Origin of the sequence: Oxynema mangrovii CENA135 (assembly GCF_016632315.1) — a bacterium.
In the GTDB taxonomy this organism is placed as follows: Bacteria; Cyanobacteriota; Cyanobacteriia; order Cyanobacteriales; family Laspinemataceae; genus Oxynema; species Oxynema aestuarii.
Window position 1 is genome coordinate 1,484,675 of record NZ_JAEOXH010000001.1, and the last position, 14,611, is coordinate 1,499,285.

Here is a 14,611-nt window from a genome sequence, read left to right on the forward strand (position 1 = left end):
TTATCTATAGGAGGCGATCGGGTCTTGAGGGGTCGTCCGGCGATCGCCAAACCCGGCAATGTTATTATCGCTGCTAGTCCGAGATCGGGCTGTCGTCCTTAATTTTTCCCGCTTCAATCAATGTTGTTGTTAAATTTCTTCGGGCGAACTTGTCTCTATTTAGTCACGACGTTGGCGGTCGTGGCGATCGCCCTAATTGTCAAATTCCTGTCAATTTTATTAGGAGATGAAATCGTCTATCAAATTCCCTTAATTGGTGACGCCTTTTTGAGCTTAGAAATCATGGAAATTCTGAATATTCTAGTATTCGGAATTCTCGGAATGGGATTCGGACTGGCGACGGTTTTGCTGCCCCGTTATTTCAGCAACCGGGTCAGCTTTTATACCCTCGTCTTGCTCGTTCCTTTGATTTTTAGCACGAGTACAATTTTTCGTTATTATAATTGGGTTCAAGAATTCGCCTTTCGGGAAAATATTTCTTACGAACAGTCCCGAAGAATCACCAATACATTTTTAAAAAATCAGACGGGCGATCGCCAAGGGTTTGTTGGGTTTTATTTTTACACCGCTCAATTTCCCAGCCTTCCTTATAAAGAGAAAGAAATGGTTCTGCTCGACGAACTGGAACAAAAAAGTAAAGATCGATTTTCTCGCTTCACCGGGTTAGACGATCGAATGGTTTCTTATTTATTTGCGGGACGAGGCTGGGGCTTGCGTTTCTTTTATTTATTTCTTTCGATTTTCGTGGCGATCGTTAACTTTCAAATTGGGATAAAACAAGTCAAACGGACTTGACCGAACGAGAACATTTTCCCGAGAAAGGATCCACGAAGTCTTCCGATCGCCTGACGTTTAAAAACGGCAAGCTACACTAGAAAGATGGCGATCGCTCACTTCAAGAAAAACCACTAGATTCGACGATCGGGGCGATCGCTGTTTTCAAAAAAATCAGTATTTTTACCGAAAACCAGGATCCAGAGATGAAGCTTAGGGACAGCATCAAGACGATCGCTCAGTCCCTAAATCTTAATCTTTAATAAAGAGCGGCGATCGATAAAGCAAATTTAAACTTAAGACTCTGATTTTTCCGATGTGGCTTCAACCATGTTATAACGGACTCGAAGATCTGGCCAACCCTTGAATCTCAATCGAGACCGACCGCGATCGCCATTCCAGATTTTCGTTCACTCTAAAATCTCCTAGTTCACAAGACTTTCAAGCTCGGAACGAACCCTAATTAATATAGATAGCCAGATAAAATTTCCTCCGACCTTACAATCGATTATTTTGCCGCCAGAAACCTGGCTCTAGACGAACCATTATGCGTATTCTGATTTACTCTTACAATTATCATCCAGAACCGATTGGAATCGCTCCGTTAATGACAGAATTAGCGGAAGGAATGGCGAAAAAAGGCCATAAAGTGCGGGTGATTACCGCCATGCCCAATTATCCGGAGCGTAAAATTTATGCTCCCTATCAAGGGAAATTTTTCATGGCCGAAATCGTGAACGGAGTAGTAGTCGAACGCTGTTTTATTTTTATTCGACCTCAGCCGACCTTGTGGGATCGGCTGTTATTAGATGGCAGTTTCGTGATTAATAGTTTGCCCCAAGCATTTAATGGTTGGCGTCCGGATGTAATTTTAGCAACAGTTCCCCCTTTACCCGTGTCGGTTCCTGCAACAGTTTTAGGTAAGTTATTGCGATGTCCGGTCGTTTTAAATATTCAAGATATCCAACACGAAGCGGCGGTTTCGGTGGGATTGCTCAAAAATAAATTCGCGATCGAGGCGTTTACCCGCTTGGAGAGATTTGCCTGTCATCAGGCGGATAAAATTACGGTCATTGCGGAAGGCTTTAGAGAGAATTTATTAAATAAAGGGATTCCAGAAGAAAAAATTGCGCTGATTCACAATTGGGTCGATGTTAATTTTATTCGACCGTTACCGAAAGAGGAGAATTATTTCCGGATTCAGAATAACTTAACGGGGAAATTTGTTGTTTTATATTCGGGCAATATTGCGCTGACCCAGGATTTACCGACGGTGATTAAAGCGGCGGCGCGACTCAAGGATATTGCCGATATTAAATTTGCGATCGTGGGAGAAGAAAAGGCGATCGATCGCGTTCGTGATTATTGCGAAATGTATGACGCTCCCAATGTAATTTTACGACCGTTTCAACCTCGAAAAAAACTACCGGAAATGTTAGCGGCTGCCGATGTAGGTTTGGTGGTTCAAAAAGCGAACGTCATTTCTTTTAATATGCCTTCTAAAATTCCGGTGTTGTTGGCGAGTGGTCGGGCGATTGTCGGGTCGGTTCCGGATACGGGAACGGCGGCGCAAGCGATTCGTAAAAGTGGCGGAGGGTTGGTGGTTCCGCCTCAAGATCCGGACCATTTGGCGGATGCCATTCTCAAGCTTTATCACGATCGCGATTTGACGGAAACCCTCGGTCGCAAAGGTCGCGAACATGCCCTGGAGTGTTATGGGTTTGAGGATACGTTAAATAAGTATGAGGCGCTTTTTGAAGAGGTTGTAGCTCAGTCGAAAGCGCCCGATCGCCGATCGCATTGAGTCGGGAATTGTTGTAGGGGAGTCATGGCGATCGCCGCAAGGTTCCCAGGACGAGAGATAGCCTGGTTTCTGCCGTGCGTTTCCAATGACTTTTGAGGGGAAAAGATGGGGGCATGGGGAGCGTTTGCGGGGGGTAGGCAGAGGCGATCGCCTATCTTTTGAAGTTTAAAAAATGTAATTTAATTTTAGGAAAATTTACGCATTTTGCAGGAATTGCGACTAAAACTTAACTGTTATAATAAATTGAGTAAATACTTTTAAGTGTTTGTTAAGTTTTCGGGGGTGGAAAGACAATGCGCGATCGCATTTTGGCTTGGTTGGAAGAGCGAGTTCCTGCGGGACGAATCCGCCATATTCTGCGGGTCGAACAGATGGCGGGAGAGTTGGCCCTACTGCACGGAATCGACGAAAACAGAGCTAAATTAGCGGGATTGCTGCACGATTTGGCGAAATATTTCAAGCCCAAACAGTTATTAGAGATGGCGACGAGGGAGGGGTTGGAAATTGACGGAGTATTGCAAGCGAACCCGCACCTGTTGCACGCCGATGTCAGCGCGATCGTGGCCCGGGAGGAGTTTGGGGTCAAAGATGAGGAGCTGTTGGCGGCGATCGCCGATCATACCTTAGGGCGTCCGCAGATGAGCGCGCTCAGTTGCGTGGTGTTTTTAGCGGACAGCTTGGAACCGGGACGGGGGAATACCCCGGAGTTAGCCGAACTCAGACAAGCCTGTCGCGACGATCTTTATAAAGCGGTGTGGCTGACGGGAGATTATACCCAGCGCTACCTGATCGATCGCCAGCAGTTGATCCACCCGCGCACGATTTTGACCCGGAATTGGGCGATGCAAGCGGCGAAATCGGCCAAATCGGCTCGCAAGCAAGACAGTGGCGATCGCGTTCCGGCTTGAAATTTGCTAGGATTACATCAAAAACCAAGGGAGATCGATTCGATCTTCACCAGACAAGTCCTTCGCTGTTTCGGTCTGGAAACAGAGGCGCGATCGCCCGGAGCGACCGACGGAATGCAGCGAGTCAAATAAAATCCGCTCGCCAATAATATTGATGGAGTTTTAATGTCGGAATATTTTCAAGCTCAATCGAATATCCCGTTAACCTTGAATCGCGGAGGTGACTTCAGCGACGAAGACAGCCAAATGCTCGCCTTGACGATCGCCCGCGCGGCCCAAGACCGCAAAGGTGGGGATTTGGTTTTGCTGAAAGTCTCCGACGTGTCCTATTTAGCCGATTACTTCGCGATCGTCACCGGGTTTTCCAAAGTGCAAGTGCGCGCGATCGCCCAAGCGATCGAAGAGCGCGTCGAGCAAGAATGTCACCGCAAACCCCTGCACGTCGAAGGACAAGGGGAAGGATCGTGGTTAGTTCAGGATTACGGCGACGCGATCGTTCATATCCTGATGCCCGAAGAACGAGACTATTACAATCTCGAAGCCTTCTGGGGTCATGCAGAACGCCTCGACCTCGACGAGTACGGATTGGGAGAATAACTCAAATGAGGGAGACGTCGATCGCGCAATGTCCCGTCCCTGACGAACAGCAACCGCTCAACGAATACGAACAACTGAAAGAATCGTGTTTCTTCGGCTGGGCCACGCGAGATCGGCGGGGTTACGCGACCCAGATCGCCCTCATTTGGGGATGCAGTTGCGCCCTGTGTTTCCCGATTGCGGCGGCGAGTTTTGCACCGAGCAAACATCTCGGAGAATGCATGTTGTGTACGGCGGGCGGGGGGAATTTATTTTTATCGTTAGCCTTATTGCGCTTGTATTTGGGCTGGCGTTACGTGCGCGATCGCCTCTGGAGTCCTACAATCTTCTACGAAGAATCGGGATGGTACGACGGTCAGGCATGGACGAAAACCCCCGAACTGCTCGCCCGCGATCGCCTCGTCGTCAACTACCAGCTCCGACCGATCCTGACGCGCCTCAGCCGCAGTCTCGGGGCGATCGCCCTGTCCTGTATCGTGGGAGCAACCCTGTGGGCCTTCCTCTGAAATCGGGAACGCCGAGAGGCGATCGGCCCGGCTCCCCTTTCTTCAGAACGGTTGTTTTTTGTAGGCGATCGCCTCTAATGTAATCGGGGGCTTCGTGTCCTCAATCAACTCGCCGTCGTGTCCCTCACCAAGAGGTAAATCCAACCCGTGACAATGGGAAAACGTAACTCAGCCGCATCTCTTGAAGTCCGCTTACTCCGTGAAGGGATTGTCGAATCGACCCACAACGTTCAAGCCGTCGTTTGCGATAACCGGGGTCGAGTGCTATCCGTCGCCGGAAAGGCTCAAACCACGGCCTTTATCCGCTCGGCCCTCAAACCCTTCCAAGCCCTCGCCGTCACCACCACAGGCACCTTAGAACGGTTCGATTTAACCGATCTCGACTTGGCCATTATTTGCAGTTCCCATCGCGGTACCATCGAGCAAACCCGGCAAGCCTTTAATATTTTATGGCGCTGCGATGTCGATACCTCCGCCTTGCAATGTCCGATTCCCCCAGGAAAGCAAAGCCCCCTCGAACACAACTGCTCCGGAAAACACGCCGGAATGCTGGCAGTGTGCAAACAGCGTCATTTTCCCCTCGAAACCTATCTCAAGCGCAACCATCCGGTTCAGGAGTTGATTTTAGATAAAGTCGCCGAATTGCTGCGAATGCCCGCCGCCGAATTTATCGCCGTGCGCGACGACTGCGGGGCGCCTACCTATTTGATGGAATTAGGACAGATGGCAACCCTTTATGCCATCCTCGCCTCCGGGGATAGTGTCGATATGGAACGGATCGTGCGCGCGATGGTCGCCCATCCCACGATGGTCGCCGGACCGGGAGAATTCGATACCGAGCTGATGAGTTTGACCGAAGGGGAAATCGTCAGCAAGTCCGGCGCTGAAGGCGTGCAATGTATCGGACGAGTCGGAGAAGGGATGGGACTGTCGATCAAGGTGCTCGACGGGGCCAAGCGGGCGAAATATGCCGTCGCCATCCACTTGCTCAAACAACTCGGATGGATCACCCCGACGATCGCCGAAAATCTGGCCGACAAGTTTATCGACCTCACGCCCCTCAAGCGTCTCGATGTCGTCGGGGAAGTTTCTTTTTTATAAGCTTGTGATTTGGAGGAGCGATCGCCTGTCGGTCGGGGCGATCGCCCATGTTCGTCAAGGGATTAGCGGGTTCTTTCCACAGAAATAACAGGCTGAGTAAGCTTACCCGACGATCGTCAGAAATGCTACAGCAGTTTTCGCTGTTGGGCGGTACATTTCGATCCCCCTAAATCTCCCTTAATAAGGGGGATTTAGGGGGATTTAAGGGGGGTTGGGGGCTTCTTTGCCTCTTGTCCCTCATGACAGCGCGAATTGCTGTATAAGGCGCGATCGCCTCAACAAGCAACCGCTTAATTTGCCCTATCCCCATTCGCGCAACTCAGTTCTTATCTGTGGGCTTCTTCGTCACTTCACTGGATAACCAAGCCAAATTTTTACTAATCAGTAACTCCGACTTTTTCGCATGATGAGTATTTTTCATCGCCACTTCTTTCATCTCAAAATTATAAAACTTTCCCATTTCTCTTAACTCCGCCGCATCGTTATAAGTCATTAAAAAATCCCCTTTTAATCGAGCGGCTAAAGCGAAAAGCTGCTGATGATTCACCTCCGAATAACGATAAAGTCTTTTGCCCGTTTTTGTATAAGGCGGATCGATAAAATAAATCACATCTTCTCGGGAAGAATTCTGTTGGCAAACATCGAATCCATCTCCTTGAATAAAATTAATTTTATCTTTAACTCTTCCAATAGCAAGAATCCGTTTTTTAAGTGTTTCGGGATACCATCTCGACCGAATTCCTTTACCGTTTTCTCCTTTTTTAACAAAGCTCGCTCCATCCGCCAAAATACCACCTCGATTGACACGATTTTTGACAATCGTAGCAAAAGCTAGAGATTCTAAAGATTCATTCGCCTTTTCAATAACTTCTTTAGCACTTTCTGGAGTTAATTGAAAATTAACAATTCGATTTGCAAGCCATTGGGCGCCTCCATTAAGAACAATTTGCCATACAGCCGCAACCCCTTCATCTTTTTCCACCATTGTTACCCGATGAACTAGGTTTTCACATGCAGCCGTTAAACTGACAATCCCCCCCCCAGCAAAGGGTTCAATCAGTTCTTTACTACTATGTTCGCGCTCATTCAACCATTGTCGAATCTTGGGAATCAACCATGTTTTCCCACCTGCATATCGAAACGGACTCCGTTGAGGAACAGTAGAAATGTTGACAATTTTAGAATTTACATCCACCTTGTTAGAAGGTAATAGATCGGTTTTTGGCATTAGTTTTAACCCTGTTTCCACAAGCGATCGCTTCTGCACGATCGGTTTTCATTGCTTCAGTTTTTTAGGCGACTATCCAATTTTTTTTGTAAGCTTTCAATAAATTTTTCTGAATGACCGATTTCAGGAGTAGAAATTCGATTAATTGCCACCCAATATTCAGTATAAACCACATCGGTGAGGACAAGTTGAAAGCGATCGTTCTGTTTTTGGAGGTCGTAAAGATTCCAGGCTAGATCGGCGCGATCGCGTGAAACTCGCACTAAAGAGGGTAGGGTTTCAAAAAATGCTTTTTGTACTGCAATAACCTGCTTTTTACCCCACTCATGTAAAATGGTTCCTTTGTAAAGGAGTTGAGGAATTAATCGTTTGCGCGAAGATGAAAGGTAATCTGGAGTCGGATAGTAGGGGGTTAATTGTGACTCCTTAATATTTTCCCAATTTTCAGGCTGATTCATGTAGGCTTCAAACGGTTGTCGGATATTGCCTGAAATGTAGACAGCCTGAACTTCAACCGCTCCAAAATCTATGATTTTCCCGCGACGGTCGTAAGCAACCAGTACCAAGTCGATATTGCCAGCCGATTGATTATTAGCATCTTTTAAACGAACTTCTGTTAGAATTGTCCACTGTTGATTTTTCCCAAAAAAGAAATCAGCAGCATTTTCAGCAATCAACCAATCTTGACGAAAACGAACCGGGCAAGTAATGACGGGAGCTTTCTTATGGTAAATGCTACAAACACCGAGGGGATTATTTGCTTTATCTTTAGTACAGTTAGCAACTTTATTATTGTAAGGATACAGCCGATCGCGACGATATCGATTTGCTTCTTGGGAAAAACTATTACTAGGAAAGCCAAAAACCTCTGCAAGAGGATTATTAGACATTTGAGCTGACCTTCAATTCAATGAGGATCAGTAGGTGTCTATTTTTATTTATTGTCGAGACTGAAAAAGTTGAGCGATTGGCGATCGCCCCCCGTCACCCCTCACGAGATCGTCGCGCGATCCTTTCTATCGATCCGAGGAGGAGATCTCGCGGGGGGAACGGGGACGACAGGGAGAACCGAAACAAACTTGGGCGGCGGGTAGGTCGGTGAAGACACTGCTGCGGGCGCCGACAACCGCATTGGCGCCGATCTTGACGCCGGGACCGACGAAACAATCGGCAGCGACCCAGGTGCCATTGCCGATCGCGATCGGCGCCGTTAACAAGCCAAAGGCGGGGTCGGCGATGTCGTGATTCCCGGTACATAAATAAGTTTTTTGTGAAATCACGCAATGTTTGCCGACGGTGATGCGATCGAGACTGTAGAAGACGACATCATCGCCGATCCAGCTAAACTCGCCGATTTCGACTTTCCAGGGATAGGTAAAACGGGCGGTGGGTCGAATCATCACCCCCTGACCGATGCGAGCGCCAAAACGGCGCAACAACCAGCAGCGAAAGCGGTGGGCGGAATGCAGGCTTAACGGAAAAGCGATCGCCTGCACCAACCACCACAACAAAATGAACCAACCCGGGCGCCCGCGATCGAACCAGGATTGATCGTACTGACGTAAATCGATCGCCGGAGGGAGATCGAGAACGGGTTCGACAGGTTCGGGAGGAGAAACGGGGCGATCGCTCATAGAAATCACTCGGGACGTTTGGCGTTCACAGCAAAGAAAATTAACTTTTAACAAACTCAGTTTAACTCAACTGTCCTTCCAGACTATTTAAGAATCAGTTTGAGCCAAAGATTTAGACGTTTCAACATCCTGGGGATGGGGATTGAGCTGACCGCCAAACTTACGAATTTCGTAAAGCTTCACGCCGATTTGATACTCGTATTGGCTCAATAACCTGGCATAAATATAACCCTGGATACCGTCGAGAAAACCGAGCTGAATAATATAAAACAGAATAAATCTCAGAGTCGGTTTAAATGGCAATCGTACCCAAATCCTCTTTAAAAACCGCTTGCGTTGAGCTTGGGAACCAAACAAACTCGCTTCGATCGAATCATCCTCTTTTCCTTCGAGTAAATTGTAATAAACTCTAGCTTCCCAATTTGAATAACGATTGTGACGCTCGATCCACTCGTAAATATCCCGAAAATCCTCGTGAATCATATCCGCTTTGAGATGTCCGGCGGTCAGTTGCGGACTATTTTTATCTTCGAGATTGTCTTTTAAAATCACGTGTTCGTGAACTTCATTATCCCCCGTATTGCGAACCCCTTCCGTCCCGAGATTTTCGTAGCGACCTTTGCAATGTTTGAACAAGCGTAAATTAAAATCGGGATATTTTCCCCCATGACGAATCCATCGACCGAGGAAGTAAACCTTACGATTTAGATAATATCCTTCGTACTGCGGATTTTGAATAACTTCTGCAATTTCCTGCCATAATTCGGGAGGAATGCGTTCGTCACAATCGACAATCAACACCCATTCATTGCGAAAGGGCAGGGTTTGTAAAGACCAATTCTTTTTTTTCGGCCAATATCCGTTAAAGTCAAATTGTTTGACTTTTGCCCCCCAAGCTTCGGCGATTTCTACGGTGCGATCGCTGCTGTGTGAATCGACGAGAAAAACTTCATCCGCACATTCCAAACTGGCCAAACAAGCGGGAAGATTGCGCTCTTCATTTTTAGCGGGAATGAGGACGGACACCGGGACTTTTTTGATAGTGGAGGTCATGTTCTTGGCCATTAGGTCAGCAATACAAACGGGAAAGACGATCGCTCCGAAGTGGAGATTCGAGGATGGATTGTTCCCTTAATCTTTATACTCCATCTCGATTTTTAAATCTTTCGGGGGTGAAAACGGGAGATTCGGATAAATTGGTCTTCGAGGGACTCAGGAGGTCGCTGACTGCGGCGGTCAAATAACCGAGATGACCGTAAGCATAGACTAAATTATCAAAGCGTCGGGCCGGATCGGGCCAGGATTTTAACGCTTTATAAACCCCTCGGGCGATGCGTTCCCCGGCGAGACCGAACTGACGCCATCCGGTGCGACCGCAGAGGCGATCGCGGTAACATTCGCTAATACCCTGCCACCATCCCCGTTGTAAAAACCACGATCGCGCCATTCGTTCGGGAGCCACGTGGTGGGCGACCAACGCCTCGGGAAGATAAAACACCTGCCAACCGAGTTCGAGAGCCAGTTCGGTGACGTAGAGTTCTTCATTCGAGAGTAATTTCGTACCCATGCGTCCTAAATTCGGATTGAACCCGCCGATTTGGTCGAGAAACGTGCGCCTGATTGAATAGTTCAAGCCTCGGGGGGTCAAACCGGGTTGTTCGATCGCTTGTGGGAGATCGCCGAGGTCGTAAGCGCCCAAATTGCCTGCCAGTCCGTCAGACAGCCACGGGGGAGGAGTAGAGTGTTCCGGCCAAATCAGGGTGACTTTTCCCCCGGCGACGGCGAGGCGGTCGTTTTCACGATAGGCTTGAACGAGAACGCTCAGCCATTGAGGACTCGCTACGGCGTCGTCGTCGAGATAGGCCAAAATGCGACCCCGGGCGACCCGAGCGCCTGTATTGCGGGCGGTGGAGAGTCCGAGTTCGGCTTCGTAAACGTAGTGGAGGCGATCGTCGTCCCGGCGGCGATCGACCACAGTGCGGGTGCCGTCCGTCGAGGCATTATCGACGACGATCGCCTCGAAGTTCCGAACGTCTTGGGCGAGCAAGCTGTCGATCGCCTCCCCTAAATACTGTTCCCGATTGTGGGTGCAGATAATTGCAGAAACTTCGAGGTCTGACATGAGTAAAGAAGAACCCCAACGGTTCTGAGTGTTCTTCCATATTCTAGGCGCGAACGATTGAGGAAGTCGTGACTCATCGAGTTGTTTTAGTCACCGGCCCGGCGCGATCGGGCAAAAGCGAGTGGGCCGAAACCCTCGCGCAAAAGACGGGCAAACCGCTTGTTTACGTGGCGACGGCGCGTCGCGATCCAAGCGATTCGGAATGGAGCGATCGCATCGAACGTCACCGCGAACGTCGCGGGGGAGAGTGGACGACGTTGGAAGTCCCCATCGAATTGGCGGCGTCCCTGCAGCAGGCGACGCCGGGGAGTTGTTGGTTGGTGGATTCTTTAGGAACCTGGGTGACGAATTGTTTGGATCTCGACGAAGCGAGTTGGAGTGAGGTTCGCAGGCGATTGCTGGCGAGTTTGGCCGATTTGCCCGAAATTGAGTTAATTTTCGTCGCGGAGGAAGTGGGATGGGGGGTGATTCCCGCGTATCCGGTCGGTCGCTTGTTTCGAGATCGCCTCGGCAGTTTGGTTCGCGACCTCGGGGCGATCGCCGATCCGGTTTACCTGGTGGTGGCAGGTCGCGCCGTCAACCTCGCGCGCTTGGGGACTCCCCTCGGGCCGACCCCCGATCGCCCCGATTTTAACTTTTGAGGGGTTCGGGGAGCGATAAATCCCGCACTGTACCTGAAAGGTCAGTATCGGGATACATGGACTCCCCGCGTCGATTGAGGGGTAGCGAGAAGCCGCTTCGCGTCTACGATGCCCCGAAAATCGACACACTGCCTATAGTCTAACGGAAAGCGCAAATCGGTTAGGCTGTAGGTATGTTGAACTTGACCTACAGCTACCGAATCTATCCAGGACGTGACCAGGAAGCTCAAATGCTCGATTGGTTGGAGCAGTGTCGTCGCGTCTATAACTACGCTTTGGCAGAGCGCAAGGACTGGATCGGCTCGCGTAAATGTCCGGTCAATGCTTGCACGATCAAGCAGGAATATATCATTTCTGCTGATGCACCCTATCCCGACTACTACAAACAGCAGAATGCACTGACCAAAGCCAAAAAGGCGATCCCAGAACTCAAGGCAGTTCACTCTCAAGTTTTGCAAGATGCCTTGAAGCGATTGGACAAGTCGTTCAAATTCATGCAGAAAAGAGGATTTGGATTTCCTCGATGCAAAAAGTTTGGTCAGTACCGCTCGTTTGTCTTTCCGCAGTTCAAATCGAATCCCGTCAACGGGTTTGAAATCGAACTGCCGAAAATTGGAGCCATGCCCATTAACCTGCATCGACCTCTCCCGGAAGGGTTTGCACTCAAGCGGGTACGGGTCGTCTTCAAGCCATCTGGTGGTATGCTCAACTGATTCTGCAAGCCGATCTTGCCGTCCCCGAGATCGTGCCTCACGGTGAACCGATTGGTATGGATTTGGGACTGGAAAAGTTCTTGGCTGGATCGACGGGAGAGTGGGTAGAACGCCCTCGCTTTTTCGTGAATTTGCAAAGCAAGCTTCGATGGCTGCAACGTAAATTGAGAAATAAGAAAAAGGGTTCTGCTAATTACCGGAAGATTCAAGCCAAGATTCGCCAACTGCACGAAGATATCTATAACGTTCGCCGTGAGTTCCACTTCCTGAAAGCTCACAAGCTTTGTGACCATGCTGGGATGATTTTTGCTGAGGATTTGAACCTCAAGATGACCAGTCGCGGGATATTGGCCAAGCATTGTTTGGATGGTGCTTGGGGAAGCTTCTTGGAAATCCTCAAGTGGGTTGCCTGGAAGCGTGGCGTCTACTTTGCCACGGTTGACCCCAACGGAACCCGTCAAACTTGCCCTCAGTGTGGGGCGCATACTGGAAAGAAAGAACTCGGCGAACGGGTGCATCATTGTGATGAGCGTGGATATGTAACTGACCGGGATGTTGCTGCCGCTCAAGTGGTCATGCAACGAGGTCTTGTACTTGCAGCCGACGGACAGTCGGTGATGCTGCCTGCAGAGGAAGGTTGCTTGGGAACCCCGATGAAGCAGGAAAACCCAACCGCGAGGAAGGGAAGCCCGCACTCTACCTGTTAGGGTGAGCGTCAGGAGGATGTCACGATAGAGATCCCCACGAAGGCGATCGCGATCGGACAACACCGCCTAACTAGAGCGATCTCCACCGTTAATAACTTGCATCGATCTGTAAAAAATCGTAATGACTTCTAACTCTCGTTAGAGGTCAAGTCTTCAAAATCTAGATAAGATAGGGGAAAGGGGGGACGACCTGGGGAATATCATTCGAGAATTTGCAAAATTAATTCGAGCTTGGGTGGCAGTGCAAACCACGAGGATCGTTTATGGCATCGCAACAGCAAATCAAACAATATTTGGCATATTGGTTTCAGTTAGGAAAAAAAATTATTGTCGGTCGCACTCAAGTTGCCTTACTCCCGCAAGTGATTTATGGCGGCGATCGCTACTCGGAAGAATTCGAGCAGTGCTGGCAAAAGATCTGGTCCCAAGAGCGCGACTCGTGTTATCTCGAAGGGACCGATCTCAGCGTCGGCGAACTCCTCGATTCCCGGTGGGAAATCGTGCTGTGCGCCCGTTGCTCGATGCCGATTCCCTTGCCCGTGCGGGGGATGCCGCCGGAAGTTTGCCCCTGTAACGATCTGGTCGGCTGGCCGAATACAGAACTGCCCCAACCGCGATCTCCCGTCGAAAATCGACACCAACTCCACGGAATCCGCGATCGCCTCTTCCTCAAAGACACCGAAGCCGACGAAGAAGACAGCGATCGCCCGCGTCCTGGAGATAGCACGATCGCCCCGGAATCGAGCGGCGAATTTCCTTTGTGTCCGTGCCATCCCAAACCCCTCGGGGAGTTGCGATCGAATCCGCGACCGATCGGCCAGCGCCACCGCCTTTAAGGGGCGATCGCCGTCTCCGACGCGCTAGAACGGCGACGCGGCACCTCGTAACTCCAAAAATCTCGTGCCATCGCCGTTTTTGGAAAAATCGCCCGCGCTTCCGCTTCGAGATCGTCGAGTTGGATCGCATTGCCGGGAGCGTAACGGGGGCTGAAATGAGTCATCACCAACTGCTTCACCCCCGCCGCTAAGGCCACTTGAGCCGCCATCGTACTCGTAGAATGGAGGCGATCGATCGCCAGTTGGGCGTCGCGGTGGGAAAACGTCGCTTCGTGAATTAAAACATCCGCATCGCGCGCCAACTCTACCGCCCCTTCACAGAAAATCGTATCCGTACAGTAAGCAATTTTGCGGCCCACTTCCGGCTCGGCGCAAAAGTCCGCCCCACGCACCCGGCGTCCGTCCGGCAGGGTCAGAGTTTCGCCGCGTTTGAGTTGGCCGTAAAGCGGCCCGAAGGGAATCCCGAACGCTTTCGCCTTTTGAGCGTCGAAGCGTCCGGGACGGTCTTTTTCTTCAATCCGGTAACCGAACGCCGTCACCCGGTGTTCGAGTAAACCGCAATGCACCCGGTATTCCTCATCTTCGTAAATGAGACCCGCGCGATTTTCGTGAACCGCGACCGGGTAAGAAAAATGAGTTTGGGAATAGCGGCGACAGGCTTGTAAGTATTCGTTCAACCCCGGCGGCCCGTAAATATCGATCCGCTCCGTATTTCCGGCCAAACCGCAACTGGCGAGCAACCCCATCAAGCCGAAAATATGGTCGCCGTGCATGTGGGTGATAAAAATGCGCGACAGTTGGGAAATTTTGAGGTCACTTCGCAAGATTTGATGCTGGGTGCCTTCCCCGCAGTCAAACAGCCAGAATTCCGCGCGTTGGGGCAGGCGAACCGCCACCCCCGAAACGTTGCGCGATCGCGTCGGCACGCCGGAACTCGTTCCAAGAAAGGTAATTTGCACGAACTGACTCTACTCTGACAACAATGACCCCGGCGACCCGGTGGACGGGGACGCCGATGGTCGGTTCGGAGACGATCTCCT

At 50.1% G+C, this 14,611-nt stretch carries 16 protein-coding genes; 10 read left to right on the top strand and 6 right to left on the bottom strand.

Translation table 11 applies throughout. The annotated features are described in order from the left end of the window. Positions 1–120: 120 nt before the first annotated feature. The 6 genes from JJD41_RS05780 (at position 121) to JJD41_RS05805 (ending at position 5,690) form a co-directional block, all read left to right on the top strand. Positions 121–795, top strand: a complete 675-nt coding sequence (locus tag JJD41_RS05780) for a hypothetical protein (RefSeq protein WP_200665113.1) — start codon at positions 121–123, stop codon at positions 793–795. Positions 796–1,321: 526 nt separating this feature from the next. Beyond that, positions 1,322–2,578 carry a glycosyltransferase family 4 protein gene (locus JJD41_RS05785; RefSeq protein ID WP_200665114.1) on the top strand — a complete coding sequence of 419 codons (1,257 nt, stop codon included), beginning with the start codon at positions 1,322–1,324 and terminating at the stop codon, positions 2,576–2,578. A 293-nt stretch (positions 2,579–2,871) separates the two neighbouring features. Continuing rightward, a complete protein-coding gene (yqeK, locus tag JJD41_RS05790) occupies positions 2,872–3,486 on the top strand; it encodes a bis(5'-nucleosyl)-tetraphosphatase (symmetrical) YqeK (protein ID WP_200665115.1) in 615 nt (204 codons plus the stop codon). 165 nt (positions 3,487–3,651) lie between these two features. Then, positions 3,652–4,083: a ribosome silencing factor gene (gene rsfS, locus JJD41_RS05795; RefSeq protein ID WP_168569191.1), complete on the top strand. Its 432-nt coding sequence runs from the start codon at positions 3,652–3,654 to the stop codon at positions 4,081–4,083. Between the two features lie 5 nt (positions 4,084–4,088). Further along, a complete protein-coding gene (locus JJD41_RS05800) occupies positions 4,089–4,589 on the top strand; it encodes a CGLD27 family protein (RefSeq protein WP_200665116.1) in 501 nt (166 codons plus the stop codon). 147 nt (positions 4,590–4,736) lie between these two features. Next, positions 4,737–5,690: an asparaginase gene (locus JJD41_RS05805; protein ID WP_168569193.1), complete on the top strand. Its 954-nt coding sequence runs from the start codon at positions 4,737–4,739 to the stop codon at positions 5,688–5,690. 319 nt (positions 5,691–6,009) lie between these two features. Here JJD41_RS05805 and JJD41_RS05810 read toward each other — a convergent pair whose 3' ends face one another. From JJD41_RS05810 to JJD41_RS05830, 5 genes are all read right to left on the bottom strand, one after another. Then, entirely contained in the window at positions 6,010–6,939 is a 930-nt protein-coding gene (locus JJD41_RS05810) for a DNA adenine methylase (protein ID WP_370583738.1), read from the bottom strand. A 35-nt stretch (positions 6,940–6,974) separates the two neighbouring features. Beyond that, a complete protein-coding gene (locus JJD41_RS05815; protein ID WP_200665118.1) occupies positions 6,975–7,808 on the bottom strand; it encodes a NotI family restriction endonuclease in 834 nt (277 codons plus the stop codon). Between the two features lie 126 nt (positions 7,809–7,934). Next, entirely contained in the window at positions 7,935–8,552 is a 618-nt protein-coding gene (gene hpsU, locus JJD41_RS05820) for a hormogonium polysaccharide biosynthesis acetyltransferase HpsU (RefSeq protein ID WP_200665119.1), read from the bottom strand. 87 nt (positions 8,553–8,639) lie between these two features. Beyond that, the gene (locus JJD41_RS05825) at positions 8,640–9,605 is read right to left on the bottom strand and encodes a glycosyltransferase family 2 protein (RefSeq protein WP_168569196.1); all 966 of its coding nucleotides are present in this window, start codon (positions 9,603–9,605) and stop codon (positions 8,640–8,642) included. An 85-nt stretch (positions 9,606–9,690) separates the two neighbouring features. Beyond that, a complete protein-coding gene (locus tag JJD41_RS05830) occupies positions 9,691–10,674 on the bottom strand; it encodes a glycosyltransferase family 2 protein (protein WP_200665120.1) in 984 nt (327 codons plus the stop codon). 68 nt (positions 10,675–10,742) lie between these two features. Between JJD41_RS05830 and cobU the strand changes: the two genes are divergently transcribed. The 4 genes from cobU (at position 10,743) to JJD41_RS05845 (ending at position 13,571) form a co-directional block, all read left to right on the top strand. Next, positions 10,743–11,315, top strand: a complete 573-nt coding sequence (cobU, locus tag JJD41_RS05835; protein WP_200665121.1) for a bifunctional adenosylcobinamide kinase/adenosylcobinamide-phosphate guanylyltransferase — start codon at positions 10,743–10,745, stop codon at positions 11,313–11,315. Between the two features lie 173 nt (positions 11,316–11,488). Continuing rightward, entirely contained in the window at positions 11,489–12,028 is a 540-nt protein-coding gene (locus tag JJD41_RS25650) for an RNA-guided endonuclease InsQ/TnpB family protein (protein ID WP_370583739.1), read from the top strand. 32 nt (positions 12,029–12,060) lie between these two features. Further along, a complete protein-coding gene (locus JJD41_RS25655; protein ID WP_370583740.1) occupies positions 12,061–12,735 on the top strand; it encodes an RNA-guided endonuclease InsQ/TnpB family protein in 675 nt (224 codons plus the stop codon). A gap of 263 nt (positions 12,736–12,998) precedes the next feature. Further along, the gene (locus JJD41_RS05845) at positions 12,999–13,571 is read left to right on the top strand and encodes a hypothetical protein (RefSeq protein ID WP_234488526.1); all 573 of its coding nucleotides are present in this window, start codon (positions 12,999–13,001) and stop codon (positions 13,569–13,571) included. Here JJD41_RS05845 and JJD41_RS05850 read toward each other — a convergent pair. Continuing rightward, positions 13,568–14,530 (bottom strand): ribonuclease Z, encoded by a 963-nt coding sequence (locus JJD41_RS05850; protein ID WP_200665122.1) that lies wholly within the window; start codon positions 14,528–14,530, stop codon positions 13,568–13,570. The two genes, JJD41_RS05845 and JJD41_RS05850, sit on opposite strands and share 4 nt — an antisense overlap. Between the last annotated feature and the right edge of the window lie 81 nt (positions 14,531–14,611).

Bases quoted from the DNA above. Each gene is read 5' to 3' on its own strand.
- JJD41_RS05780 (WP_200665113.1), top strand. From the start codon at position 121: ATGTTGTTGTTAAATTTCTTCGGGCGAACTTGTCTCTATTTAGTCACG.
- yqeK (WP_200665115.1), top strand. From the start codon at position 2,872: ATGCGCGATCGCATTTTGGCTTGGTTGGAAGAGCGAGTTCCTGCGGGA.
- JJD41_RS05845 (WP_234488526.1), top strand. From the start codon at position 12,999: ATGGCATCGCAACAGCAAATCAAACAATATTTGGCATATTGGTTTCAG.
- JJD41_RS25650 (WP_370583739.1), top strand. From the start codon at position 11,489: ATGTTGAACTTGACCTACAGCTACCGAATCTATCCAGGACGTGACCAG.
- rsfS (WP_168569191.1), top strand. From the start codon at position 3,652: ATGTCGGAATATTTTCAAGCTCAATCGAATATCCCGTTAACCTTGAAT.
- JJD41_RS05830 (WP_200665120.1), bottom strand. From the start codon at position 10,674: ATGTCAGACCTCGAAGTTTCTGCAATTATCTGCACCCACAATCGGGAA.
- JJD41_RS05815 (WP_200665118.1), bottom strand. From the start codon at position 7,808: ATGTCTAATAATCCTCTTGCAGAGGTTTTTGGCTTTCCTAGTAATAGT.
- hpsU (WP_200665119.1), bottom strand. From the start codon at position 8,552: ATGAGCGATCGCCCCGTTTCTCCTCCCGAACCTGTCGAACCCGTTCTC.
- JJD41_RS05800 (WP_200665116.1), top strand. From the start codon at position 4,089: ATGAGGGAGACGTCGATCGCGCAATGTCCCGTCCCTGACGAACAGCAA.
- JJD41_RS05825 (WP_168569196.1), bottom strand. From the start codon at position 9,605: ATGACCTCCACTATCAAAAAAGTCCCGGTGTCCGTCCTCATTCCCGCT.
- JJD41_RS05785 (WP_200665114.1), top strand. From the start codon at position 1,322: ATGCGTATTCTGATTTACTCTTACAATTATCATCCAGAACCGATTGGA.